This window comes from Hyphomonas oceanitis (assembly GCF_036964545.1).
Lineage (GTDB): Bacteria > Pseudomonadota > Alphaproteobacteria > Caulobacterales > Hyphomonadaceae > Hyphomonas > Hyphomonas oceanitis.
Genome location: NZ_JBALTL010000005.1, coordinates 369,289 through 393,866 on the forward strand (window position 1 = coordinate 369,289; position 24,578 = coordinate 393,866).

Genomic DNA, 24,578 nt, shown 5'->3' on the forward strand with positions numbered 1-24,578 from the left:
TTTAACGAGGGGTGCGGCACAACATGTCACACAACACATTCGGTCATCTGTTCCGCGTCACGACCTGGGGGGAAAGCCACGGGCCGGCCCTCGGCTGTGTGGTTGACGGCTGCCCTCCCGGCCTCGCGCTGACGCCCGCGTTCATCCAGACCTTCCTCGACAAGCGCCGCCCCGGCACATCGCGCTTCGTGACGCAGCGCCAGGAAGCCGACGAAGTCAAAATCCTGTCCGGCGTGTTCGAGGACGACCGCACCGGCGGCCCCGTCACCACCGGCACACCGATTTCGCTGATGATCGAGAATACCGACCAGCGCTCTAAGGACTATGGCGAGATCCGCGACCGCTACCGGCCCGGCCATGCCGACTTCTCCTATGACGCCAAATATGGCGTGCGCGACTATCGCGGCGGCGGACGCTCCAGCGCCCGCGAAACCGCTGCGCGTGTCGCCGCTGGCGCCGTGGCCCGCTGCGCCCTTGGTGACGGCATCACCATACGCGGCGCCGTCGTGCAGATCGGCCCGCACGCCATCGACCGGGACAAATGGAACTGGGACATGGTCGACCAGAACCCGTTCTGGTGCCCGGACGCCGAGATGGCAGCCAAGTGGGAAGACTTCCTCGATGCGACCCGCAAGGCGGGCTCGTCCACAGGGGCCATCGTCGAAATCCATGCCAGCGGTGTGCCCGCCGGCTGGGGCGCGCCCATCTATGGCAAGCTCGACGGTGAACTGGCCGGCGCGATGATGAGCATCAATGCGGTCAAAGGCGTCGAGATCGGCGCGGGCTTTGCCGCCGCCGCCCTCAGCGGCGAGGAGAATGCCGACGAGATGCGCGCCGGGAATGACGGCATCCGCTTCCTGTCGAACCATAATGGCGGCGTCGCGGGCGGCATATCGACCGGACAGGACGTGGTTGTGCGCATCGCGATCAAGCCGACCTCGTCCATCCTGACCGAAGTGAAGTCCGTCACGCGTGACGGCGAGAATGTGAATGTGCGCACCAAGGGCCGCCACGACCCCTGCGTCGGCATCCGCGCCGTGCCCGTTGCCGAGGCCATGATGGCTTGCGTGCTGGCCGATGCGAAACTGCGCCACCGGGGCCAGACCGGGCGCTAGAAACTGTCACATTCTATTCAAGTTCCTCCCATCGGATTCATGCCTTCAAGCTGCTAACTGAAGTGCCAGTTGAACAGACTGGCGGGCAGGCAAAATGGGTGGCGTGGAAATCTTCGGGGTCATCGGTTTTGCCGTGGCCGCCTATGCGGTTGTGGCGAACGACTCGATCCAGACGCTGGGCACATTCCTGTCCTCGAATGCCAAACGCCCCTGGTGGGTGCTGTGGATTTTCGCCAGTCTGATCATGGTGCTCGTGATCGCCTATGGCTATTTTCATGGCCATGGCGACGTCGCCTACGACCGGCTCGACAAGCTGTCATTCATCCCCGGTGAAGGCGACCGGACGGCGCTGCTCATGCCCGGCATACAATGGTGGCACGCGCTGCCGCCCGTCGTTCTGCTGGTGATGACGCGTTACGGCATTCCCGTTTCCACCACGTTCCTCGTGCTCACCCTGTTCGCCCTGTCCGGCGGGGCGTCCAGCGAAGGCGTGCTGCAGAGCATGCTGGTCAAGTCTGCGCTCGGCTATGTCGTCGCCTTCGTCGTCGGTGTCCTGATCTGGATCGTCATCTCGCGGACATTCGAGCGCTGGGTGTTCGACACGAAGGAAGAACTGCCCTTTCCCTACTGGGTCAGCTTCCAGTGGCTGTCGACAACCTTCCTCTGGTCGCAATGGCTGATGCAGGATCTCGCCAACATCTTCATCTACCTGCCCCGCACCGTCACAGTCACCGGGGGCGTCACGCATGTCAGCTTCGACCCCGCCTATGTCATCGGCGGCACAGTGCTGCTGGTCCTGATCCAAGCCTATATCTTCGCCACCAAGGGCGGCGACATACAGAAAATCGTATCCTCAAAGGTCAACACGGTCGACGTGCGCGCCGCGACGATCGTCGACGTGTTCTACGGCATCATCCTCTTTGTCTTCAAAGAGATGAGCAATGTGCCGATGAGCACGACCTGGGTCTTCCTCGGCCTGCTCGCAGGACGTGAACTGGCCATCGCCTACGTCGCCCATCTGCGTGACCAGGGCGAGACCGTTCGCGATGTGCTCAGCGATGCGGGCCGCGCCTTCCTCGGCCTCATCATCTCCATCCTGCTGGCCTTCCTGATGCCGTTGATTGGCACGGGTAAGCTGCCGGGGCTTTGATCAGACCGGCTTGCGCCAGGTCGTTACTTTTGTGAGGAAAGCCAGCGTTTCGCGCTCCTTCACAAGGCCCGCAGCGTGGCAGGCTGCCGCCTTGTCCCAGGAGAGATAACCCTCGTAATAGGGCTCGTGGAAACCGTGCGGGAAATATTCCAGCAGGCCGTCCATCTCCGGATAGTCTCCGAACTGCGTACTGTCGGCGAGAATGAACAGCCCGCCTGGCTTCAGCACGCGCGACACTTCCGCCAGCACCGCGCCGCGCACTTCCGGCGGCAGCTCATGGAACAGGAAGATCGACACAATCATGTCGCGGCTCGCATCCGCCAGCGGCATCGCCTCGGCGGCCTCGTGCAGCACGCTCACATGCGGCCAGCGGGCCAGCCGCTTGCGCGCCGCCTCGGTATAGTTCGGTGAGAGGTCCAGCCCGCTGGCCTTGAGGCGCGGATAAATCTTCATCACACGTGACAGGAAGCGGCCATTACCGCACGCCATGTCCAGCAGGCTGACCGTGCGCTGGTCCCGGCCTTTCAACTCGCGGGATATTTCGGCCAGCGCCGCGCGGCGCATCGCGTCCGCCGTGCCGCTGAACAGGGCCTCCACCTGCGTGTCATAGAGTTCGGCGCTCTCGTCGGTGAACCAGCCGCCGGACTGGTAATGGAAGTTCTGCTGGTAATAATCAGGATAGCGGTTGGAGCCTTCCGGGATATGGCTTTGTATCTCGGTCCCGTCCCGCGCCATCCGGCGCCGGTCCACTTCGGCCACGTCGGCCATGAAAGCGCGCGCCGATTTCAGCGCGTCCGGCAGATCACGCACCCGGATGTCCTGAGGCGCCGGATAAAGCCCGGCTTCCACATTCAGCCGGTCCTGTATGAATAGCTGGAAATAGGCCTTTCGCAGCGCCGCTATGTCGGGTGTTCCGCGCGTCGGCCGGAATTCCGGTTCACCGGGCCGGTTGAAGCCATTCGCACTGCGCCGCGCGGCCGACATCTGGGCGCCATACCACGCCGAGCGCAGGCCCTGCTGGGCCGCATAACGGGCGCGGGCGGCGGTTTTGGCGGCGGTATCCAGAATTCCCATGAGGCTAATATGGGGCGGCCCTGCACACGGGTCCAGCCTTCAGCTCCGGTTCAGGTTGCGCCTGTCACATTGGCCGTCAATCTGGCAGCATCATGCCTGCCATAGAAGGAGATACGCGATGATGAAACGATCGCTGTTTGTCGGCGCCGCAGCCTTTGCCGCGCTGGCCATTCCCGCCACTGCCTCCGCGCAGGGCTATGGCTATAATAATGGCTACGCGCCGCAGAACACGCAGTGCGAGCGCCAGCGAGGCAATGACAAGATGGCCGGCGGTGTCGCTGGGGCTCTTGTCGGCGCGCTGGTTGGCGGTGCCATCGGCAACAATATCGATGCAGGCGACGACTATTACTATGTGCCGGGTCGCCGTGGCCATCACGGCCATGGACGTGGACGGGGTCGCGGCGGCTATTACTATTCCGAGCCCCGGAGCAATAGCGGCGAAGTCGCCGTTGGCGCGGTGCTTGGTGCGGTCGTTGGCGGCCTCGCCGGCAGCAGCCTCGCGTCGGGAAACAATGATTGCCAGTCCACAGGCCCGACACCTTACCAACCCTCAGGCGGTTACAATGGCAACGGCTATTATGAGAGCAACAGCTACAATGGCGCCTATCAGGGCGGCTCCATCCCGCGCACCACGGACGGCCTCTACGGTGGGCCGGAAGTGATGCAGCAGCCGCGCTACCCGGCGTCCCAGCCACCTGCCCGCACCTATCCGGCGTCAGCCTATCCGACATCCGGCTATCCCGGCCCGGACTATGGAAACCAGGGCTACAATGATCAGGGCTATTCCGACTATGATCAGGGTTATTCCGGCTATCAGGACAATTCGGCCTATTCGCAGCAGGAATGCCGCCAGATCTACATGAATGGCGGCCATGTCATGGCCTGCCGCAACAGCCCGACCGACACATGGCGCCCGGTCGCCAATAATGGCCAGCAGGGCGACGAACTCTACGGCGGCTACTAGGCCTTCACGGCATGAAACAGGCGTTCGGCATTGCCGTCGCCACCTGAAATCGGGCTGGCTGTCCAGGCATGGATAGGCCAGCCTTTTTCTTTCATCCACACTGCAAAGCGTTCCGCCGCCGCGTCCGCCTCGGCCAAATTGGAGACGATGCCACCCTTGCCGACATTCTCGCGGCCAACCTGAAACTGCGGCTTGAACAGCCCGACTAAGTCCGCCCTCGGCGACGCGAGGCTGAGCGGCACCCCGAGCAGTTTCTCCAGTGAGATGAAGCTCGCATCGCACACCAGCAGGCCAGGCGCCTGTGGCAGCATGTCCACCGTCAGCGTCCGGGCATCCTGCGCCTCCAGCGACGTCACGCGCGGGTCGCCCTGTAGCGAGGGGTGGAACTGGTCCCGCCCGACATCCACCGCGGTCACATGCGCCGCGCCTGCCCGCAAAAGTACATCCGTGAACCCACCCGTCGAGGCCCCAATATCGAGGCAATACCGGCCTGAAGGGTCCACACCGAACGCCGAAAGCCCATGCGCAAGTTTCAGCCCGCCGCGCGACACATAAGGATGCGCCGCCTCCGCTATGATCGAATCGGCGGCTGAGAGCATCTGAGATGGCTTGGTCACCTTCACGCCATTCGCCGTCACACCGCCTGCCTCAATTGCGGCACGCGCGCCCGCCCGGCTGTCAAAAAGGCCCATGGACACAAGGAGTTTATCGGCCCGCTCTTTCATTTCATGAAACTTCCCCTGCATTTGCTGCGTTGTGCCCTATACTGCCCCAAATATCGACAGGAGACATGCCCATGCTTGACCGTTTTGCAATCGGCCTATTCGCACTTTCACTCGCCGCCTGCAGCCAGCAGGCAGCAGAGCCCCAGGAACTGCCAGCCGAACCTCTGCCCACACCCGCCGAGATGCCGGGGCCTGATGAGGGCGTGTACCCGTCCATGATGCAGTCCAGCATATCCATCGTCGGTGGCGAAGGTACCGAGATCGGCACAGGCAATCTTATCGGCGGCCCGAACGGCCTCCTCATTCGTGTTGAAATCGCGCCGGGTGGCCTCACGCCTGGCTGGCATGGCCTTCACCTGCATGCTGTGGGTGATTGCTCGGATGTCGGCACGTTCAAGCTATCCGGCGGCCATGTCGGCAAGGTTGAAGGCGGCCACGGCCTGCTGAACCCGAAAGGGCCAGAAGGCGGTGACATCCCGAACATCTGGGCCGCCGCTGACGGCTCGGCTGGCTACGAAGCCTTCACAACGCTGACCAAGATGTCTGACCTGCAGGACGAAGACGGCTCGGCCCTCCTCATCCATGAGGGCGAAGATGATGCCATGACGCAGCCCATCGGCGGCGCCGGCGCACGGGTTGCCTGCGGCGTTATCAACTAAGAAACACACTTTCAGTTTTTGGCCCGGTGGCGCAGGTGTTCCAGCACTTGCGCCACTTGCGCTTGAAGGCGGCGCAATTCACGATGCGCCTAGCTAAAAAATTGAGAGGAAATGACATTGAAACAGATTTCACGGCGCGGAGTCCTGCTGGGCGCGACCGCAATGGCGACGCTCGCCGCCTGCAAACAATCCCCCATGGCACAGGCAGATGTCACGCCAGTTTCCGAGACGGCCCCTGCCGCCGCATCGTCCGCCTGGATGGACGGCACAGCCATGGCCGCCGCCATCGCCTCGGGCCAGACAACTTCGCTGGAACAGGTGAATGCAGCGATTGCGCGGGCCCAGTCCGTCAATGGGCAGATCAATGCCATCGCGACCGAAATCTATGACACTGCCCGCGCCGAGGCTGGCCAAACGCCCGCCGGGCCATTCCAGGGCGTGCCGACGTTCATCAAGGACCTTCACGACTGGAAAGGCGCGCCGACCATGTATGGCAGCCGCGCCTTCAAAGGCCATATCGCTGAGAAGGATTCCCCGCTGCCGGCCAAATGGCGCGCTGAAGGCGTGGTCGTGCTCGGCAAGTCCACCTCCCCGGAAATGGGCCTGATGGCCTCGACCGAACCGCTGGTGACCGGCGAGACCCGCAATCCGTGGGATACGACGCGTATCGTTGGCGGCTCGTCAGGTGGCGCAGCGGCCCTCGTCGCCGCGCGTGTTGTTCCCTTTGCCCATGCCAGTGACGGCGGCGGCTCGATCCGCATTCCGGCCAGCACCTGCGGCGTCTTCGGTCTGAAGCCCTCGCGCGGCCAGCTGCCTGCGCAAGGCGAAAGCAGTGCGCCGCTTGAGATTTCCGTCCAGCACGCCGTGACGATTTCCGTGCGGGACTCCATCAACCTGTTCCGCGATACGCAAATGAATGACGGCACATTTGCGCCGCTCGCCGCCAACCTGCAGCCGCTCAAGCGCCGCCTGAAGATCGGCTTCACGACCGACGCCCCCGCCGGCACGCCGGTCGCACCGGAAACGAAAGCCGCGCTGGATGATGTGGCCGCGCTATGTGGCAAGCTGGGCCATGAAATCGTCGCTTACAAGCCGACCTATTCCGGACAGGAATTTGTCGACAAGTTCCTGCTGTATTGGGCTGCGGGCGCAGCCGAGTTCGCGCAACAGGCCAGCGCCTATACCGGCAAGCCGGTTGGCCCCGACATTGTCGAACCCTGGACACTCGGCCTGACCCAGATGTTCATGAGCCGCAAAGACGAAATGGAAGAGACGGTGAAATGGCTCAAGGGATTCGAGGCGGTCTATAATGCCGACCTTGCGGACCAGGGCATTGACCTTCTGCTGACGCCGACAACCGGCAGCCCGGCCGTGAAGCTGGGCGAACAGGCGCCGACAGTCGCTTTTGACACGCTCTACGAGCGGGTCATCACGTTCGCCGCCTTCACGGCGCCGATGAACGTGTCCGGCGCTGCTTCGATGAGTGTGCCGCTGTCATGGTCGCCCGAGGGCCTGCCAATCGGCTCGATGTTCTCGGGCAAGAGCGGCGACGACCAGCTCCTGTTCGAACTGGCGCTGGAACTCGAAGCAGCCCGCCCATGGGCCGACAAACTGCCAGGGGTCGTCGCGATCTAGATGATCATCGAACCTGCCCCCGTTACCAATGCGGATTCGGACGATGTCCTCGGCATCGATCCGTTTCTGTTTGGTTTCGGGTTTACGGCGGATGGCGCGGCCACCCCCCTCAAATGGGAAGACGTGATTTCAGGCGAATTGGCCACCTATCCACGCGTCTGGCTGCATCTCAACCGCCTGTCTCGGCAAACGCAAGGCTGGCTCTATCGCAAGAGCGGCATCGACAAGGTCGCCGTGCAATCCCTGCTTCAGGAAGAAACGCGCCCACGATCGACACGCCATGGCAACGGCTTCCTGATCAATTTGCGCGGCGTGAACCTCAATGACGGCGCGGATCTGGAAGACATGATCGCCCTGCGCATGTGGGCCAGTGAAAGCATGCTGATCACGCTCCGATCACGCCCCGTGCAGGCCTCGCGCGATGTCGAGGCATTGGTGAAAGCGGGCGAAGCCCCGGCCTCGACAGGTGGCCTCGTATCGGCGCTCGCCAATGCATTGACCGACCGGATGGAACCCGAGATTGCCACCTTCGACGAGCATTGTGATGGCTACGAGGATGAAATCCTTGATCCCGCCATTCGGCTCGGTCGGGCCACGCTTTCGGAATTCCGGCGCAAGGTTCTGGCATTGCGCCGCTATATCGTGCCGCAGCGCGAAGCCTTGTCCCAACTGGTGCGCGAGGGCAGCGCGGCGGGCTTCTTCACGGATACGGACGTGCTTTACCTGCGCGAGTCCGTCGACCGGGTGACACGCCTCGCGGAAGACCTGGATGCCATTCGTGAACGCTCCATCGTGTTGCAGGAACAGGTGATGGAAGAGCGATCCGACATGATGAACCAGCGCCTGTTCGTGCTGTCCATCCTGTCGGCGGTGTTCCTGCCGATCAGCTTCGTGACAGGCCTGTTCGGGGTCAATGTCGGGGGAATTCCGGGCGTGAATAGCCCGATGGCTTTCAGCATCCTAATCGGCTCGCTGGCGCTGGCTACGGGTATCATGCTGGCCATCTTCCGATGGCGTCGCTGGATCTGATCCGACGCCCTTCCCTTAGGGCATTTGTTAACCATAGCTTTCAGGCTAGTGTGAAAACGACGCACGCGGTTTGTCATAATTCAATGCTGTTCGTGTAGTTAAGGTTGAAACGGCGCTTATCCCGGCGACGTATCGACCTATATTGGCTATAGTCAGCTCCCAGAAAGTTATCACCCGTGAACCGTTCCGCCTACATCGCTCTCAGCCTTCTGGTCGTCCTTCTCGCCTATTTCGGCATCCGCAGCGTCATGCGCGGCAGTATCAGCTCCCAAACTGAAGCAGCCGCCGTCGATACGTCCGTGAAAACGCCTGACGCAATTGTGGAAGAAGTCTCCACAGCGCCGCACGCGATCATGCTGGAAGCCAAAGGCCGCACCGCGCCCGACAAGTCGGTCACGGTCAAGGCCGGCACGACGGGTACCGTTATCTCCACCCCGGCAAAAGAAGGCAGCTTTGTCCGCAAGGGCGCCCTGCTTTGCGGCCTGGATGTCGAGGCCCGGTCGGCCCGTGTCAGCGAAGCACAGGCCCGGCGCGATTCTGCCCGTATCGATTATGAAGCCGCCCGTACGCTGGCATCCAAAGGCCTGACGCCTGCCAACCAGGAAGCCGCCGCGAAGGCCTCGCTCGACGCCACAGAAGCAGCCCTCAACTCAGCCAAGGTCGAACTCGGCAAGACCCAGGTACGCGCGCCCTTCGATGGCGTGTTCGAGACCCAGCTTGCCGAAGCCGGCGACTATCTCGGCCCCGGCGGCGCCTGCGGCGTGCTGGTCGACATGACTCCCGTCATCGTCGCGGCCGAAGTTGCAGAAGATTATGCCGTCCAGCTGAAGCCCGGCATGGAAGCTACCGCCAAGCTGGCCAGCGGCGAATCCTATCCCGCGCGCATCCGCTATGTGTCGCGCACGGCCAGTGACCAGACACGGACCTTCATCATTGAAGCCGAGATTGACTCAGGCGACGCCACGCTCGCCGCAGGTGTCTCTGCCTCACTGCTGGTCCCGATTGGCACCACGCCGGCCACGCTCATCTCGCCAGCCCTGCTGACCCTTTCAGACAGCGGCGAACTCGGCGTCCGCTATGTCGAGGCAGACAATACAGTCCGCTTTGCCCCCGTACGGATCGTCGACGAAGGCCCAGGCGGCGCCTGGGTGACGGGCCTGCCTGACACGGTCCGCATCATCTCGATGGGGCAGGACTATCTCAATGAAGGGGTCAAGGTTAAGCCAGTCATGTCGGGTGGAGCGCAACGATGAACAGCTTGATCGACGGCGCCATTGGCCGGGCACGCATGGTGCTCGCCATTCTGTTCTGCGCCATCATTGCCGGTACGGTCACCTATATCGGCCTGCCGAAGGAAGCTGATCCGGACATCCAGATTCCCTTTGTCAGCATCACGGTGCCACTGGTCGGCGTGACGCCGGAAGATTCCGAGCGCTTGCTGGTCAAACCGATCGAACAGGAAATCCAGTCGCTCGAAGGCCTGAAGACCTTCCGTGGCTATGGCGCTGAAGGCGCCGGCCAGCTCGTGCTGGAATTCGAGATTGATACCGATATCGACCAGGCCGTGCTGGACGTGAAGGACAAGGTGGACATGGCCAAGCGCTATTTCCCCGCCGACGCGCGCGAGCCGATCATCACCGAATTCAACGCCGCCCAGTTCCCGATGATGATCGTGAACCTGTATGGCGACGCGCCGGAACGCGGCCTCAACGACATTGCCGAAGACCTTCAGGACCGGCTCGAACGCAATGCCGGCATCCTTGAGGCCCGCATCGTCGGCCGCCGCGACGACGTTCTGGAAATCATCGTCGATCCTGTAAAACTCGAAACCTACAATATATCCTATCAGGAAATCCTGCAGGTCGTGTCCGCCAATAACCAGCTGGTGCCCGCTGGCCAGATCGACACGGGCGAGGGCAGCTTTGCCGTCAAAGTGCCGGGCCTGATCCGTACTGCGAAGGATGCACTCGACCTGCCGATCCGCCGGACGGCCAATTCGGTAGTTACGCTCTCGGACGTCGCGCAGGTGCGCCGGACGTACAAGGACGCGACCAGCTATGCGACCTTCAACGGCCAGCCCGCCATTCTTGTCGAAGTCATCAAGCGCACCGGCGCCAATATTCTCGACACCGCCAATTTCGTGCGGAGTGAGATTGCTGACGAGGAAAAGTCGTGGCCCTCGACGATCCGCGCGCAGGTCACGTCTGACGCATCTGAAATGATCGGCGAACAGCTCGGCCAGCTGCAAAGCTCCATCGTCGCCGCCGTGCTGCTCGTGATGATCATCTGCGTCGCCGCCCTCGGCTGGCGCTCGGCCCTTCTGGTCGGCATCTCGATCCCGGCCTCGTTCGTGATGGCCTTCCTGATCCTTGGCGCCTTTGGCTACACGATCAACATGATGGTCATGTTCGGCATGGTGATCGCGGTTGGTATCCTCGTCGACGGCGCTATCGTCGTGACGGAATATGCCGACCGGAAAATGGCTGAAGGCCTGAACCGCAAGGAAGCCTATGGCCTCGCGGGCAAGCGCATGTTCTGGCCTGTTGTTGCCTCCAACGCGACCACGCTCGCGGCCTTCGTGCCGTTCCTGTTCTGGAACTCGATGCCCGGCAAGTTCATGGCCTATCTGCCGATCACGCTGATCTTCGTTCTGACGGCCTCGCTGGTGATGGCGCTTATCTTCCTGCCTGTGCTTGGCTCGGTGATCGGCGCTCGCCCCAGCGGCACCAATGAAGACCTTGCCGCCCTCGCAGCCGATGCCGACCCGGAACTCGCCAAGGGCTGGCTCGGCGGTTACGTCAAACTGGTCAAGGGCCTCATCGCGCGGCCCTTGATGGTGACAGGTGTCGCCATCGGCTCAGTCATCCTGATCTTCATGTGGTTTGGCAGCACAACCCACAAATCGGAACTCTTCCTCGATATCGAGCCGGAACAGGCCTATGTCTTCATCCAGGCACAGGGCGCCCTCTCGGCCAGCGAGCAGTCTGACCTCGTGAAGCGCGCCGAAGCGGCCATTCGCGACATTAACGGCATCGAGGACATCTCCACACGCACGGGTGGGCCAGGCAGCGACGGCTTCAGCCGCGATGGCGGCAGTGCGCCTGTCGACACGATTGGCCAGATCCTGCTGGACCTCGCCACAGATGATGGCGTGCATGATGGCCGCAAGACGCTGATCGCGGTGCGCGAGCGCCTGTCGACCGTGCCCGCGCTGAAATACCAGATCCAGGCCCGCGAACAGGGTCCGCCAGCCGGCAAGGACGTGCAGATCGCCCTCCTCTCGGAGGACGGTCCCGCGCTTGCCGCCACGGCTGCCCTCGTGCGCAACAAGCTCGACAGCATGGACACCGTGCAGGAGATTGACGACACCCGCCCGCTGCCTGGTATTGAATACCAGCTCGAAGTCGACCGCGCCGAAGCCGGCAAGTTCGGCGTGGACGTGTCACAGGTCGGCGCGGCCGTTCAGCTGATCACCAATGGTATCCTCGTCGGCCGCTACCGGCCCGACGATGCGCCCGATGAAGTCGATATTCGCGTCCGCTTCCCGCAAGACGACCGGAGTGCGTCTGCCATCGACCAGCTGCGTATCGCAACGCCGGCAGGCAATGTGCCGCTCTCCCTGTTCGTCAAACGCGTGCCTGCCCCACGAGTCAGCTCGATCGAGCGGCGCGATGGCAAGCGAGTGGTTGATGTGCGCGCGAATGCCAGGGTCCAGGGTGAAGGCGCCGTCATCGTCGCCGATCTGAAAGACTGGATCGCCCAGCAAGACATACCGTCCGATGTGGAAGTCCGCTTCGAAGGTGCCGATGAAGACGCCGCCGATGCTGGCGCATTCTTCGCGGGCGCTGCAGCGGCGGCCCTGTTCATGATGGCCGTCATCCTGCTCTGGGAGTTCAACAATTTCTGGCAGGTCATCCTGACGCTCACGGCCGTCATCATCTCCACGGCCGGCGTGCTGGTCGGCATCCAGCTCGTGCTGCCCTATGTCTCGGTCCTTATGATCGGCACGGGTATCGTGGCGCTGGCGGGTATCGTCGTGAACAACAATATCGTTCTGATCGATACCTATAACCGCCTGCGCAGCGATGGACGCACGCCCGAATACGCCGCGATTGCAACAGCCGCCCAGCGTATCCGCCCCATCCTGCTAACCACCGGCACGACCATTTGCGGCCTGCTGCCCATGGTTTTCCAGCTGAACGTGGATTTCGGCGCCGGTGCCATCAACTATGGCAGCGCCTCTTCGGAATGGTGGACGCAGCTGGCAACCGCGGTCGTCTTCGGCCTCGCCTTCTCGACGCTCATGATCCTGCTGGTGACGCCGGTCTGGCTGCTTGTGCCCCACCGCGTGGGCCGCTGGACACGGCGCGTCCTGGTTCCAGCTATCCTCTGGCTATGGCGCCAGATAATGTGCCTTATGACCCGAATAAAGCGCTTTGTGACCCGAAAGCCCCCCTCGGATCCCCAACCGGGACCTCGCGAATCTGTGAAAAAGGACGACAAGCCTGTCCGGATCCTGCCCGCCGCTGAATAGGGATCGCACAAAGATTCTTGCGATCTGAGCCACCGCTACTACCAATGGCGTGTGGAACAGATATCACCCGATTCCGTAGCCCAGGCGCCGCCTTCGCCTTTCAACATCCCGATTTTCCGGAATGTCTGGCTGGCAAACCTTGCGTCAAACTTCGGCAGTCTGGTCCAGTCGGTCGGCGCCGCATGGCTGATGACGACACTGTCGAACTCGCCGACGGACGTGGCCCTTGTGCAGGCATCGACGGCCTTGCCGATCATGCTCTTCTCGCTCTGGGCCGGCGCGCTGGCTGATAATCTCGACCGGCGCATCATGATGCTGTGCACGCAGAGCTTCATGTTGATTGTCTCGGTCGGCCTCACCCTGTTTGCCTGGTCGGGCGCCCTGACGCCCGCCCTGCTGTTGACCTTCACCTTCCTGATCGGCTGCGGCACGGCCTTCAACAGCCCAGCCTGGCAGGCCTCCGTCGGCGACATGGTCCCGCGCCCTGTGCTGCCAAGCGCGGTGGCCCTCAACAGCATGGGCTTCAATATCGCCCGCAGTGTCGGCCCCGGCATTGGCGGCATCATCATTGCCACGGCAGGGGCGGCCGCCGCCTTCATGGTCAATGCTTTCAGCTATCTCGGACTGATCTTTGTGCTGCTGAAATGGAAGCCGCCGCAGCACACCCGTCTCCTGCCCCGCGAACCCACGTCCATCGCCATCCTGGCCGGCCTGCGATACGTATCGCTTTCCCCCAAAATCCAGATCACCCTGCTACGCGCCACGCTGTTTGCAATCGCCGCCAGCGCTGTGCCGGCCCTGATGCCACTTGTGGCCAAGGAACTGCTCAAAGGCGGCCCGCTGATTTACGGCGGCCTGCTCGGGGCGTTCGGTATCGGCGCTGTGCTGGGTGCATTTTCGAGCCGCCGCCTGCGGGCGCGTCTGTCAACCGACGGCATCATCCGCCTGTCGTCCACGGCGCTTGTTGTCGGCGTCACGAGTACGGCCCTCAGCGGATCGGTGCTCTTGACCATTCCGGCGCTGATGATTGCCGGCGCGGGCTGGGTGCTTGCGCTGTCCACCTTCAACGTGGCCATCCAGCTGTCGGCGCCGCGCTGGGTCGTCGCGCGCAGCCTCTCGATCTACCAGATGGCGGCCTTTGGCGGCATGGCGCTCGGCAGCGCCGCGTTTGGCTATGTGTCGGAACATTATGGCGTGCGGAACGCGCTGCTTGCGGCAGCCGGCTTTCAGGCCTTTGGCATGTTGGTCGGCTTTTTCGTGAAACTGCCGCAAGTGGAAGATATTGATCTCGACCCGCTCGGGCGTTGGAAAGAGCCGGATGTTGTCTTGCCAATTGAACAGCGCAGCGGCCCGATTGTCATCATGGTCGAGTACAGGGTGGCCGAACATAACATCCCCGAATTTCTGACGGCCATGCGCGAACGTCGCCGCATCTGTCGCCGCGACGGCGCCTTCCGGTGGACCCTAGCGCGCGACCTCAACGATCCGGACAAATGGCTCGAACGTTATCGTGTGCCGACATGGCTCGATTATGTGCGCAACACGCAGCGACGCACCAAGGCGGATGCCGACATTGGCGATGCCATACGGCGCTTGATGAAGGACGGACAGAAGCCCGTTGTGCACCGCCTGATCGAACGGCAAGTATCTGCCGATACGCATTCATTACCTAAGCCCGCCACCAACCCGCCTGAGCCAAGCGAGACCTAGTGAGGCGGTAAACGATTTTCTGCACGCGCCGAAACCCCTGCAACACCGTCCATCCTCCCAATGGGCTGATCTTCTGAAGGAATGCCACAATGCGCCATTTTCTCTACGCGCTGTCTGCCCTGTCACTGCTTGCCGTGGGTGCCGCCCACGCTGATGAGCCTGCCCAGGGCGAGACGAGCCTATCGCCCGCGACGCCGGAAATCCTGTCGCTGCGCGATCAGGCCGAGATCCACGACCGCTGGCTGGCCGAACGCCTCGATACTGTGGTCCCAGCCCTCATGCGCGAGCACAAGATCGACATGTGGGTCATCATCGCCCGCGAATACATGGAAGACCCGGTGCTGAGCACGATGCTGAATTCAACAAGCATGCGGGCACGCCGACGCACCGTGCTTGTGTTCAGTGATCCCGGCAATGGCGAGCCCGTGGAGCGTCTTACGGTGAGCCGCTATGGCATGGGTGACTTCTTCAAGGCAGCATGGAATCCAGAAGGCGGCGACGATCAATGGGCGCGTCTTGCGGAAGTCATTGCAGAGCGCAATCCAGAGAAGATCGCCGTCAATGTGTCATCCGCCTCGGCCTTCGCGGACGGACTGACAAGCAGCCAGTATACGGATTTTTATGCTGCGCTAGATCCGGAATACCAGAAGCGTATCGTCTCGGGTTTCGAACTCGCCACCGGATGGCTGGAGACGCGTATTCCCGGCGAGATGGAGTACTATCCCGAGATCGTTCGCACCGCTCACAGCATCATCGGCGAAGCCTTCTCCTCCCGCGTGATCACACCGGGCGAGACCACGGCAGACGATGTCGTCTGGTGGACACGCCAGAAGATTTCGGATCTTGGCCTGTCACCGTGGTTTCACACCTCGGTGAGCGTTTTCAGGGAAGGCGAGCCGGAAGAACTGGCGGGCGATACGGTCATCGAGAAGGGTGACCTGCTCTGGATCGATTTCGGGATCGTCTATCTCGGCCTCAACACCGACACCCAGCACATGGCCTATGTCCTGAAGGATGGCGAAACGGATGCGCCCGAAGGTCTGAAAGCGGGCCTGAGGGCGAGCAATGACGTACAGGACGCGCTTATCTCCTCCTTCGAGACCGGCCTCTCAGGCAACGAGATACTTGCGCGCGCCCGGCAGAAAGCCATCGCAGCCGGTCTTGAGCCAACGATCTACAGCCACCCGATTGGCTATCATGGACACGGCGCCGGGTCGGCCATTGGCTTTTGGGACAACCAGGCACCATCCGACAAAGGCACCTATCGCCTGCGGCCAAACACGGCCTGGTCCATTGAACTGGCTGCAAAGAAGGCTGTTCCTGAATGGGGTGGCCAGGAACTCCCGTTCCGCACAGAGGATGACGCGTTCTTTGACGGCAAGACCGTTCGGTTCATCGACGGGCGCCAAACGCGTCTGCATCTGATTGGTGCTGAGTAAGCACGCAAAACCGCCTGACGCGATCTGCGGTGTTTAATGGTGGGCGGTAACGGGCTCGAACCGCTGACCCTCTCGGTGTAAACGACGCACTTTTTCTTATTTTACATGGAGTTCTCTGTAAACCGCATCAGGTTTTCCGTATTAAAAACAAGGCTCGTTGGCACCAAGTGTAAACCGCAAATGTCATCACTCTGGCATCGGAACTAGGCGCTTGTCGTCATGTCTTCCTCGCTTGCCCAATCGGACTGGTCCACCCGTAAAGTTAGAGTTGGCGGTTTCTGAAATGCCTGGCTCTGGTGGCCCAGTCGTGGTGCTAGAGCATCCTGCTGATTCTGTGAATCGAAGGATTCCCATTTGGTGAGAACGGTGATTCACTCGTTTTAGGAGGTGGATCATGGGAAAGGTATATTCAGACGACATCCGGCTTCGGGTAACCAAGCTTGTTTTGGATGGCGCATCGCGTCGGTCGGCGGCCCGCCGGTTTGCGGTGAGCGAGAGTTCGGCGATCCGGTGGGCCGCTCGAGCAGCCGATGAGGGCAGCCCGGCTCCTCGCAAGCAGGGCCGCCCCTTGGGCAAGGGCCCGCTCGCTGATCATCTCGACCTGCTGATTGCGATGGTCGAGAAGAAGCCAGACATGACGATGCCGGAACTGGCCGACAAGCTTGAAGTCGAGACTGGCAAGGTTGCCCATCCTGCCTCGATCTCGCGGCTGCTGTGCCGGGCCGGGTTCACATATAAAAAAACAGCTGATGGCCTCGGAATGCGCACGCGCCGACGTAGCTGAACGCCGCCGGATCTGGATCCACCATCGCCAGCCCTTTATGCGCCGCTCGCCCGGCCGGCTGGTGTTCATCGATGAAACTTCGGTGAACACCAAGATGGCGCGTCTGCGCGGCCGGGCGCGATGGGGCAAACGGCTGAAAGCAGACGCTCCGTTCGGCAAATGGGGTACCCAGACCTTCATCGCTGCCCTGCGCTGCGGAGAACTCACCGCACCCTGGATTATCCCCGGCGCGATGGATCGATCCGCTTTCAATGTCTATGTCGAAACTCAACTTGCTCCGACCCTGCAGCCCCGTGACGTGGTGATCCTCGACAACCTCTCGGTCCACAAGAGTGCCTACGCCGACGAGATCATCCGATCCCATGGCGCATGGCTGTTGTTCCTGCCGCAATACTCGCCCGACCTGAACCCGATCGAGCAGGCCTTCTCGAAGCTGAAAGCCCATCTGCGGGCAGCCGCCGCACGGACCTTTGACGATCTCGAAGCCGCAATCGGTAGTATCTGCAAACTTTACGAGCCAGATGAATGCTGGAACTACTTCAAGGCCGCAGGCTATGCGTCAGATTAAAAGCATGGTGCTCTAAAATACAGCAGCGATGAAGTGCTTGGCTCTGGTAGTCCGGCCTTGGTGTTAAAATCCAGCAGCGATTTTGACCTTGCCATCATGGCACAGGCCGACGTTGCGGGCAAACTCGGCAGGAGATTGCCCATTGTGAGCCGTATGAGGTCTCCTCTCACTGTAGTCCATTCTCGACGTCTCAAGTAGCTGTATTGCTACGGTCAAGGAAACGAACCCGTTGGCGTTCATCCCGGAGCGATCCATTAAAGGAATTCATGTGCACGCCATCTACCGAGGTACTGGGCCACGAGAAATCCATTTTGATTTGTTTAGATACGTACAAGAGCCCAAGATTTGATCGGTAAGCGCGTCACCATTGTAAGATAGCTAAAGCACTTGCCGGATCACTTTCGTCAGATCCCGTCAATGGTTGAGCTTTATCAACGTCTCTTTTCTATCGATTGAATTCAAACAATAGAGGTTGCTCCAGCCCCTTCTTTATCCGCATACTGATTCTGTCAAGCAACACCTTTACTGAATGCGCGGATGAGTTGGCTGAGCGCTCCCTCGGCTTCAGCGAAGCACGAGCCCGGTTCGCCCCGCTCATGATATTCGCTAATGACTGCCAGGCAGATAGCTGCTAGCTCTCTGGCTAATCCATTCGCGCCTGCGGATGCTTCGAGGCTTTTGCGAAAATCATTTGTCAATCGATTAGCAGCCGCGCCGACCTTGCGGGATTCGACGTTCGGACGCGCGAGCAACAATTCGCGCCTCCGAAGATGCCAGCCTTTCTGAACGAGAGACAAGGACGGCTTACCAAGTTCGGCGGCAACGAACCCGTCGATCAGATTGGCAAGCAAAGTGCATACAGCCAAGACTGCTACGTCATTGCGGAAACCATTCTCAAGCATCCTTGTTTGCGCAGTATAAAGGCCCAAAAGAATATCGACGGCGGCAGATGAGAGCCTCCCCACAGGCACGTCAGCTTTGTCATCGCCTACCGCATTTCTCGCCAATGCCGCGACAACAGTCACTCGCCCGGACCCGATTGAAGTTTTCTGCACAAGAACAATAGTCTACATTTCCCCGAAGAGAGCCGGCCTCACAGCGGCAAGACCAATCGAATGCGTAATAACTCATGCTTCGGACAGCTTGTTCAGAAGCAGAGCTAGCCAAGGCGAAGACTCTTATACTGGAACCTGTTTAGGGAGCACATACCGCCACGATTTTCTGAGACGTTTCGGACAGCCCATTGATGCGCGCTTGCCGATCCGGTATTCCTGCCGATTCAACAAGCTCGTCAATGGACTCTTGTCCTTGTTCTTCAGCGCCTGTTGCTAAGCACTCACAAAAATCCTGACTCTCCTCCTCGCTCAAACCGTCAGCAACAGAAACCGTTACGCAGACGCGCTGCAAATCATCTCGGCCCTCCGCTTGCGCGCTCGCACAATACAGGGCCGCAAAACCAGAGGCAATCAAAGCAAACTTTTTCAACATTTTACCACTCCTTTTTAGTCCTTGTTCGAACTTAATTATTAAGTCAATTGCAGCATACGAATTTTAGATATTTTCGTTTCGCACTAACGACGCACCGCACCTATTTTTCTTCCGCCTCCTGAATGAAATTCATGACGAGTTTTTCAAATCTCGCAGCATGTTCAATTTGCGCCCAATGCCCGCACTCTCCAAAGACATGCAACTGAGACCTCTTGATTAACTGCGACAGCCGCAGGCCATTTTCCAGCGGCACAACCACGTCTTCACGCCCATGAATAACCAGAACCTCATGAGGAATTTTCTGGATATCGCGTTCATCACTTGCCAAGTGCTCCAGCCATCTCCCCCGAGGCGCAGGAAACATCGCTGAGAATGACTCCTGAAAACCCGGACGAATGCTTGCTTTGTACCGTAGTTCAGCAAGCTCATCCGTTACCAAACTTCGATCATATGCAAAGATATCCAGCAAACGGCGCATATTTTCAATGGATGGAGAATACCCCCAAACCTGGTCAAGTCCCTCACTCAGCCCCAACGCCAAACCCGCGCTTCCCATTAGAACAATGCGCCGAACTCTATCCGGGTGTCGAATGGCCATCGCAAGAGAAATCGCACCCCCGAAGGAATTGCCTACGAGATCGGTCCGTTCAATATCAAGAGCGTCCATCAACCCAACAACCTGGTCGAGCCAACTTTCCATATTATAGTAGTCTTTACCCGGACGTTCCGAATATCCGAACCCGAGCATATCAGGAGCAATTACTCTGGCCACCTCACTAAAATTTGGCATTGCCAATCGCCAGTTTGCCCAAGCTGAAACCCCCGGCCCTGATCCGTGAATCAGAAAGAGCGGTTTCCCAGAGCCGAGATCATGATAGTTCGTCTTTACACCGTGAACTTCAATGTTACGTGCGATCTCTGGGTTGGTATCTTCAGATACGCTCTGAATGGCCATGCTAGAATCTCCTAAATGCAGCGTCGGGGGTCGGACGGATTTGGATCAGTTTTGCGGACGCGCCGCTCAAGCTCCTGTGCCCATAAACTTATGTCCCCACATGCTGATGCTGTCATATCGGACGACAGACCAATCTGACTCGATGGGTCGAGCGCCCCATCCATACTCGACAGCAAAGCCGGAAGGCGTGACGCCGTAGAACGAATACATGTGGTCATTTGTGTGCCGACCGAGCGTCATCACGATCTCATTCTTCTCTGACACGCGATCATATGCGCGCCCGACATCATCGAACGAGCTTACTTCCAGCAAAAAGTGGTGTAACTTCTTGGAGGCGGGCGCTTGGATTAATGCCAGGCTATGATGGCGCCTGTTGCAATGGAGAAAGTTCACCTGAAGCTTCACGTCCGGATTGACCTGCCAGTCGATGATGTCGGATAGCTCCATTCCCAGTCCACGGATGTAGAAATCCAAAGAACGTTCAATATCTTCAACACTCAGGACATAGTGCCCAAGTCCCTGATCCTGAGTTAGAAATCCAGATACACCCGTAGGCGAAATAAACGGCTCTTCGTAGAGTTCGCTGGCACCATAATACACCTCAATCTTGATCCCTGACGGATCAAGGCAGGATACCAAATCAATCACTCCCCGTTGCGCCAACAGCTTGGAATCGGCCTGCTCGACGGAGATACCCATTTCCTTTAGTCTTTCAGCGATCTCAAGCATCTCGGCTCGATTCGAAGCTTCGAACCCCGCATACAAAAGATCATCTGCCGCACCTGGATGGACTGCAACCCGCCAATTTCGAGAATCCATTCTCAGAAAGAGAGTGTCATTTCTCGTCCCAGCATCCATTAGCCCTAACGTTCCGGTTGCGTAATCCCGCCACGCATCAATGTTTGATGCAGAAAAACCCAGATATCCCAACTTGTTAACGCTCATTGTCTTCTCCCTGTCTTTTTGATTTTAGTGTGTATCCGTACTTATTGTACTTCACGCGACCGTCTTTGCCGCCAATTTGAAAACGTCTTTCATACGAATGAGTGGATCACGAATTGATTTCGCATCTACCTGCATCCTCCGTTCAATGATTTTTGATGCGAAAGAAAAATCTGCCGGCTGGTTTATTGAAACAACAGATTGAAGCTCCCCACCATTCAATCGACACACCGTCATTCCGGTCCCTCCGGGATCAACCCGAGTGACGACATCGCCAGGACCAGTGACTTCGCCCATCATCTGTATCCGATGCCCCGCTATCTCCGTCCAAGAAATCGGAACTTGCGGTGCTGGCTCACCCTTTCCGAGCATTGCTCCCGCAGCCACAGCCGCCTGGTTTTGAGAATTCAGATAAGTCTCCAGACTGCGGCGCCCTCCGCTCCTGAGAGGCCAACTTGCGACATCGCCCGCTGCGTACACCGTGTCGCTTGAAGCCATACCAACTGAATTTACAATGATGCCCCTCGCGCACGCCAATCCAGCATGCTCTGCTAAAGCGGTGACCGGCTCCGCACCAACGCTGACGATTGCCAGATCACCAGAAAATCTTCTTCCGTCGCCGCATCGTACTTCCCGGAACGAGGGGTCTAGATCTACATGAGTAATTGAGACGCCCGTGTGGACTTCAACCCCTATGGCCTCCAATTCCTCTCGACACCACGAGCCTATTGTCTTGCCCAGAACACGCAACAAGAGCTCATTGGCAGTCTCAAGGATAATCGCCTTTGCACCCATCTTCTGAATTGTAGTGGCAAGCTCACATCCAATGAGGCCTCCCCCGATGATGATGACTTGTGCCCCAGGGGAGATTGCTCCCTGTAGAGCCACGCAATCGTCAAGTGTCCGCAGTGAGTAAAGTCCCGGCGTCTCGCTATGCGCATCTAGACGCAGAGACCGCGCCCGAGACCCAGTGGCAAAAAGGAGCTTGTCAAACTTGAGGTCCGAGCCAGAGCTCACCTCAATACGCATCGAGGGCAAGTCTATTGTTTCAACGCGAACTCCCAGACATTTCTCGACCCTGAATTCTTCGCTCCAATTACAACCCATTAACAAAGGGGGGGCAGATTTGGTCGCTAAAGCAGACTTTGACAAAGAGGGTCGATCATATGGCTCATACGGCTCGTCGCCAAAGAGGAAAATCTTTCCCTCAAACCCCTGGTCTCTGAGCGACCGACACGCTGTCGCCCCCGCCAGACCCGCACCTATGATCGCGAAACTCTGCATCAATCGTTGACCTTACCAGATTCGAAATCCACGTAGACGTCGTTGCCCTCCACCTTCACGGGATAAACAGTTAAGGCCGCGCAAGCGGGTGGAGCCTTCACTTTTCCCGTCCGCACACAGAATTTTCCCCAGTGAAGCGTACACTCAATGACGCCATTTTCGAGAAAGCCATCCGCTAACGACCAGTCGCCATGTGTGCAGCGGTCCTGAGTCGCGAGGATCTCTCCGTCTAAGTTGAATAGCGCGATAGGTTCGTCGAACAACTCCACCCGCAACGCGTCACCTTCAGGAACTTCGTCTAGGCTGCAAACTTTCTTAAAAGCCATCACGATACCTAGAAAAAGATGCTGAGATTATTAGAGAGAATCGTACTTTGATCGATGTGTATGGTTCTCTTAGCGATCATGAAGCCGAGCTTGTTGTCACTGCGGCGCAGTACATCCATTCGCTCTCCTGCAAAAATATCGACCTGCCGTTCCAGACGATTTCGGTAAAGAATAAATGACGACGTCACATGAACTTCCTGATCATCACTTGCATCGTTAATGATGACGTTCGCTATGATGTGGCGCGTTCGCGAAGCCGGGCTTTCAGACCATCCGACATCCGACATTAATTTCCGCTGCCGCCCACGCATCATCACTAGATCATCATCAAAATGCGCGTACTCACCGTCCTTAGAGTATTCGAGCTTTTGATCGCGCCTCGTGCGATTCGTTCTCAACGGCATAAAGTACCTGATGTCCTTGTCCAGAAGGTCAAACCAATCGTTGAACTCGTGCCGATCAAGCAGAAGAGACTCCTTATAATAGAATTGCTCAACTTCATGCTGCAGCAGCAGAGCGGCAGTGCTTATCTGCGACGCTGATGACTCTGGTCCCACTTTTTCTTTCAGCATAATTATCTCCAATTTGCGCGATTTATGCGCCCGTTATTCGCGAGGGTTAATAGAACTATCGGTTGAGCGCACTTCGCTCTGCCTACGAAACGGGTGATCCGCTCACAGACCTCCCTACTTTGGCCCGAGTGTGTCCCAATCAGGTTCAGTCATCATACGGATCCACTGATGATAGAGTCCGCGAGCGGCTTCTTCATTGTACACATACCCAATACTGCCCGGGTAATGCGGATTATCGGCAGCAGAACGACCTTTTCCCATTTGAATGTTGAGCCGGCGCTTCCTAGCCTGATGCCCTCGCAACACAGCCTGGATTTCGACCCAGTTTTCACCATCGTCTTGCTCGAATACGCCTCCGGCAGAAAACGTTCTTAATGTCTGACGGCGGTACTCTTCCTTGATCTCGTCAGGAGCATCAGCATCTACAACTGTAAATGCCCATATCTCTGTCTCGTTCGGGCCTCTCGGCTGCCAGGTTCGAACGGTGTTGACACCGGGAAGGAATGAGCAGGTTGGGAAAACAGTCATGTGCTGGACCATCAATTGACGCGCACGCTCTGCGCTTCCCAAGCGCCTCTCCGCCCTGGCGGCCGCTTCACCTTCCGTCCAATATTTAGCAATCTTGGGCCCCATGATAGCCACTAGCATACCTGGGTCTCCGACATAGAAACCCGTTCCATGCCCGCCCCACTTCGCCCTGAACTGGTATCCCACCGTCGGAATCTTCGCATCCGAAAGCTCCATACCTTCGGGCAGGCCCGCCTCGATACCGGACAGATGGGATACGGTTCCGGCATGATACATATCACTACAAAACTGCTCAGCGGCAAACTTCCAGTTGCATGGGATAACCCATTTCTGCATGCCGCTGATAACTTCAGTACCCGCCTCGGTTCGATCGAGCATGTGGTCCATGTAGAATGTCGCGTCACCAAGATACTCGCGCAGATTTGGCGCGTTTTTATCCCAGTTCGCGAAGATCAAGCCCTTGTAGGTCTCAACCCTTGCCTGGCCCGGCCCCCACTCGGCCTTGTTGAAGTCCTCACAGAATGCCTCAGACTCATATGGTACGTTCACCAAGTTTCCGCCGATGTCGTACGCCCAACCATGATAGCTGCATGTAAACGATTTTGCGTTGCCGCCATCGGTTCGACAGATTCTCATCCCCCTATGCGGGCACTGGTTTAGAAAAACCTTCAAGCTTCTATCTTTTTGACGCACAAGAATGACGGGATCCTCGCCCATATAGGCCGTCAAAAAGTCACCGGCTTTGGGAACATGTGTCTCGTGCCCGAGCATAATCCATGATCGTCCGAAAACGCGTTCCTGTTCCAACTCATACAGATCCTGATCTGAATAAATTCTTGGATCAAGCGTGCCATTCTCTTCGTCAAGCAGAGCCGTTATCTCCTCGACATTCCAAACATTTTTCTTCTCGAACGCCTTTGGTTCGGTCCCGATGTTCAGGCGCGTCTTTGTCTTAGCCGTCGTCATATTTTGTAACCTTCCTTGATATCATGAGCCGCCCATGCCTCCATTTTTAATATGAGGCCTGCCGGCAGAATTAGCTTTCCTTGTCCGGACTTTCCAAAATCAGACCACGCCCCTTCAAGAATTCTACGGCT

At 58.9% G+C, this 24,578-nt stretch carries 21 protein-coding genes; 11 read left to right on the top strand and 10 right to left on the bottom strand.

The features are described from left to right. Positions 1-23 precede the first annotated feature (23 nt). Positions 24-1,115 carry a chorismate synthase gene (gene aroC / locus V7651_RS15450; RefSeq protein WP_335613682.1) on the top strand — a complete coding sequence of 364 codons (1,092 nt, stop codon included), beginning with the start codon at positions 24-26 and terminating at the stop codon, positions 1,113-1,115. A gap of 94 nt (positions 1,116-1,209) precedes the next feature. Beyond that, positions 1,210-2,265, top strand: coding sequence for a hypothetical protein (locus tag V7651_RS15455; RefSeq protein WP_335613683.1), 1,056 nt, complete (start codon positions 1,210-1,212; stop codon positions 2,263-2,265). Here V7651_RS15455 and V7651_RS15460 read toward each other — a convergent pair whose 3' ends face one another. Then, entirely contained in the window at positions 2,266-3,339 is a 1,074-nt protein-coding gene (locus V7651_RS15460) for a class I SAM-dependent methyltransferase (RefSeq protein ID WP_335613684.1), read from the bottom strand. Positions 3,340-3,457: 118 nt separating this feature from the next. Between V7651_RS15460 and V7651_RS15465 the strand changes: the two genes are divergently transcribed. Beyond that, positions 3,458-4,303 (top strand): hypothetical protein, encoded by an 846-nt coding sequence (locus V7651_RS15465; RefSeq protein ID WP_335613685.1) that lies wholly within the window; start codon positions 3,458-3,460, stop codon positions 4,301-4,303. Here V7651_RS15465 and V7651_RS15470 read toward each other — a convergent pair. After that, complete coding sequence (locus tag V7651_RS15470) at positions 4,300-5,028, bottom strand: TlyA family RNA methyltransferase (protein ID WP_335613686.1); 729 nt, start codon at positions 5,026-5,028, stop codon at positions 4,300-4,302. The genes V7651_RS15465 and V7651_RS15470 overlap by 4 nt on opposite strands. Before the next feature lie 71 nt (positions 5,029-5,099). Between V7651_RS15470 and V7651_RS15475 the strand changes: the two genes are divergently transcribed. The 8 genes from V7651_RS15475 to V7651_RS15510 all read left to right on the top strand — a co-directional run bounded on the left by V7651_RS15475 (position 5,100) and on the right by V7651_RS15510 (position 17,386). After that, positions 5,100-5,687 carry a superoxide dismutase family protein gene (locus V7651_RS15475; RefSeq protein ID WP_335613687.1) on the top strand — a complete coding sequence of 196 codons (588 nt, stop codon included), beginning with the start codon at positions 5,100-5,102 and terminating at the stop codon, positions 5,685-5,687. Between the two features lie 111 nt (positions 5,688-5,798). Further along, complete coding sequence (locus V7651_RS15480; protein ID WP_335613688.1) at positions 5,799-7,322, top strand: amidase family protein; 1,524 nt, start codon at positions 5,799-5,801, stop codon at positions 7,320-7,322. Beyond that, positions 7,323-8,351 carry a zinc transporter ZntB gene (locus V7651_RS15485; RefSeq protein WP_051624957.1) on the top strand — a complete coding sequence of 343 codons (1,029 nt, stop codon included), beginning with the start codon at positions 7,323-7,325 and terminating at the stop codon, positions 8,349-8,351. Between the two features lie 176 nt (positions 8,352-8,527). Beyond that, positions 8,528-9,604: an efflux RND transporter periplasmic adaptor subunit gene (locus V7651_RS15490; protein ID WP_051624956.1), complete on the top strand. Its 1,077-nt coding sequence runs from the start codon at positions 8,528-8,530 to the stop codon at positions 9,602-9,604. Next, on the top strand, positions 9,601-12,885 hold the full coding sequence (locus V7651_RS15495; protein ID WP_335613689.1) for an efflux RND transporter permease subunit: 3,285 nt from the start codon (positions 9,601-9,603) through the stop codon (positions 12,883-12,885). Before V7651_RS15490 ends, V7651_RS15495 begins: the two co-directional genes overlap by 4 nt. A 51-nt stretch (positions 12,886-12,936) precedes the next feature. Further along, positions 12,937-14,595: an MFS transporter gene (locus tag V7651_RS15500; RefSeq protein WP_335613690.1), complete on the top strand. Its 1,659-nt coding sequence runs from the start codon at positions 12,937-12,939 to the stop codon at positions 14,593-14,595. An 89-nt stretch (positions 14,596-14,684) separates the two neighbouring features. Then, positions 14,685-16,034, top strand: a complete 1,350-nt coding sequence (locus V7651_RS15505) for a M24 family metallopeptidase (protein ID WP_335613691.1) — start codon at positions 14,685-14,687, stop codon at positions 16,032-16,034. 394 nt (positions 16,035-16,428) lie between these two features. After that, a protein-coding gene (locus tag V7651_RS15510; RefSeq protein ID WP_335613692.1) for an IS630 family transposase occupies positions 16,429-17,386 on the top strand; the annotation gives its coding sequence in 2 pieces (ribosomal slippage) (positions 16,429-16,779 and positions 16,781-17,386; 957 coding nt in all). Positions 17,387-17,895: 509 nt separating this feature from the next. Here V7651_RS15510 and V7651_RS15515 read toward each other — a convergent pair. From V7651_RS15515 to V7651_RS15550, 8 genes are all read right to left on the bottom strand, one after another. Beyond that, on the bottom strand, positions 17,896-18,411 hold the full coding sequence (locus V7651_RS15515; RefSeq protein WP_335613693.1) for a hypothetical protein: 516 nt from the start codon (positions 18,409-18,411) through the stop codon (positions 17,896-17,898). A 169-nt stretch (positions 18,412-18,580) separates the two neighbouring features. Further along, positions 18,581-18,874 carry a hypothetical protein gene (locus tag V7651_RS15520; protein ID WP_034738361.1) on the bottom strand — a complete coding sequence of 98 codons (294 nt, stop codon included), beginning with the start codon at positions 18,872-18,874 and terminating at the stop codon, positions 18,581-18,583. A 100-nt stretch (positions 18,875-18,974) separates the two neighbouring features. Next, positions 18,975-19,829, bottom strand: a complete 855-nt coding sequence (locus V7651_RS15525) for an alpha/beta fold hydrolase (protein ID WP_335613694.1) — start codon at positions 19,827-19,829, stop codon at positions 18,975-18,977. 66 nt (positions 19,830-19,895) lie between these two features. Beyond that, positions 19,896-20,774 (bottom strand): biphenyl-2,3-diol 1,2-dioxygenase, encoded by an 879-nt coding sequence (gene bphC / locus V7651_RS15530; RefSeq protein WP_335613695.1) that lies wholly within the window; start codon positions 20,772-20,774, stop codon positions 19,896-19,898. A 51-nt stretch (positions 20,775-20,825) separates the two neighbouring features. Then, positions 20,826-22,055: an NAD(P)/FAD-dependent oxidoreductase gene (locus tag V7651_RS15535; RefSeq protein ID WP_051615014.1), complete on the bottom strand. Its 1,230-nt coding sequence runs from the start codon at positions 22,053-22,055 to the stop codon at positions 20,826-20,828. Continuing rightward, complete coding sequence (locus V7651_RS15540) at positions 22,055-22,381, bottom strand: bifunctional 3-phenylpropionate/cinnamic acid dioxygenase ferredoxin subunit (RefSeq protein WP_034738357.1); 327 nt, start codon at positions 22,379-22,381, stop codon at positions 22,055-22,057. The genes V7651_RS15535 and V7651_RS15540 overlap by 1 nt, the downstream gene beginning before the upstream one ends. Before the next feature lie 8 nt (positions 22,382-22,389). Next, positions 22,390-22,953, bottom strand: a complete 564-nt coding sequence (locus tag V7651_RS15545) for an aromatic-ring-hydroxylating dioxygenase subunit beta (protein ID WP_045699447.1) — start codon at positions 22,951-22,953, stop codon at positions 22,390-22,392. Between the two features lie 114 nt (positions 22,954-23,067). Then, positions 23,068-24,447, bottom strand: coding sequence for an aromatic ring-hydroxylating dioxygenase subunit alpha (locus V7651_RS15550; protein ID WP_335613696.1), 1,380 nt, complete (start codon positions 24,445-24,447; stop codon positions 23,068-23,070). Between the last annotated feature and the right edge of the window lie 131 nt (positions 24,448-24,578).

Coding starts and splice junctions, on each gene's coding strand:
- aroC (WP_335613682.1), top strand. CDS start 24: ATGTCACACAACACATTCGGTCATCTGTTCCGCGTCACGACCTGGGGG.
- V7651_RS15455 (WP_335613683.1), top strand. CDS start 1,210: ATGGGTGGCGTGGAAATCTTCGGGGTCATCGGTTTTGCCGTGGCCGCC.
- V7651_RS15460 (WP_335613684.1), bottom strand. CDS start 3,339: ATGGGAATTCTGGATACCGCCGCCAAAACCGCCGCCCGCGCCCGTTAT.
- V7651_RS15465 (WP_335613685.1), top strand. CDS start 3,458: ATGATGAAACGATCGCTGTTTGTCGGCGCCGCAGCCTTTGCCGCGCTG.
- V7651_RS15470 (WP_335613686.1), bottom strand. CDS start 5,028: ATGAAAGAGCGGGCCGATAAACTCCTTGTGTCCATGGGCCTTTTTGAC.
- V7651_RS15475 (WP_335613687.1), top strand. CDS start 5,100: ATGCTTGACCGTTTTGCAATCGGCCTATTCGCACTTTCACTCGCCGCC.
- V7651_RS15480 (WP_335613688.1), top strand. CDS start 5,799: ATGACATTGAAACAGATTTCACGGCGCGGAGTCCTGCTGGGCGCGACC.
- V7651_RS15485 (WP_051624957.1), top strand. CDS start 7,323: ATGATCATCGAACCTGCCCCCGTTACCAATGCGGATTCGGACGATGTC.
- V7651_RS15495 (WP_335613689.1), top strand. CDS start 9,601: ATGAACAGCTTGATCGACGGCGCCATTGGCCGGGCACGCATGGTGCTC.
- V7651_RS15505 (WP_335613691.1), top strand. CDS start 14,685: ATGCGCCATTTTCTCTACGCGCTGTCTGCCCTGTCACTGCTTGCCGTG.
- V7651_RS15520 (WP_034738361.1), bottom strand. CDS start 18,874: ATGTTGAAAAAGTTTGCTTTGATTGCCTCTGGTTTTGCGGCCCTGTAT.
- V7651_RS15525 (WP_335613694.1), bottom strand. CDS start 19,829: ATGGCCATTCAGAGCGTATCTGAAGATACCAACCCAGAGATCGCACGT.
- bphC (WP_335613695.1), bottom strand. CDS start 20,774: ATGAGCGTTAACAAGTTGGGATATCTGGGTTTTTCTGCATCAAACATT.
- V7651_RS15535 (WP_051615014.1), bottom strand. CDS start 22,055: ATGCAGAGTTTCGCGATCATAGGTGCGGGTCTGGCGGGGGCGACAGCG.
- V7651_RS15540 (WP_034738357.1), bottom strand. CDS start 22,381: ATGGCTTTTAAGAAAGTTTGCAGCCTAGACGAAGTTCCTGAAGGTGAC.
- V7651_RS15545 (WP_045699447.1), bottom strand. CDS start 22,953: ATGCTGAAAGAAAAAGTGGGACCAGAGTCATCAGCGTCGCAGATAAGC.
- V7651_RS15550 (WP_335613696.1), bottom strand. CDS start 24,447: ATGACGACGGCTAAGACAAAGACGCGCCTGAACATCGGGACCGAACCA.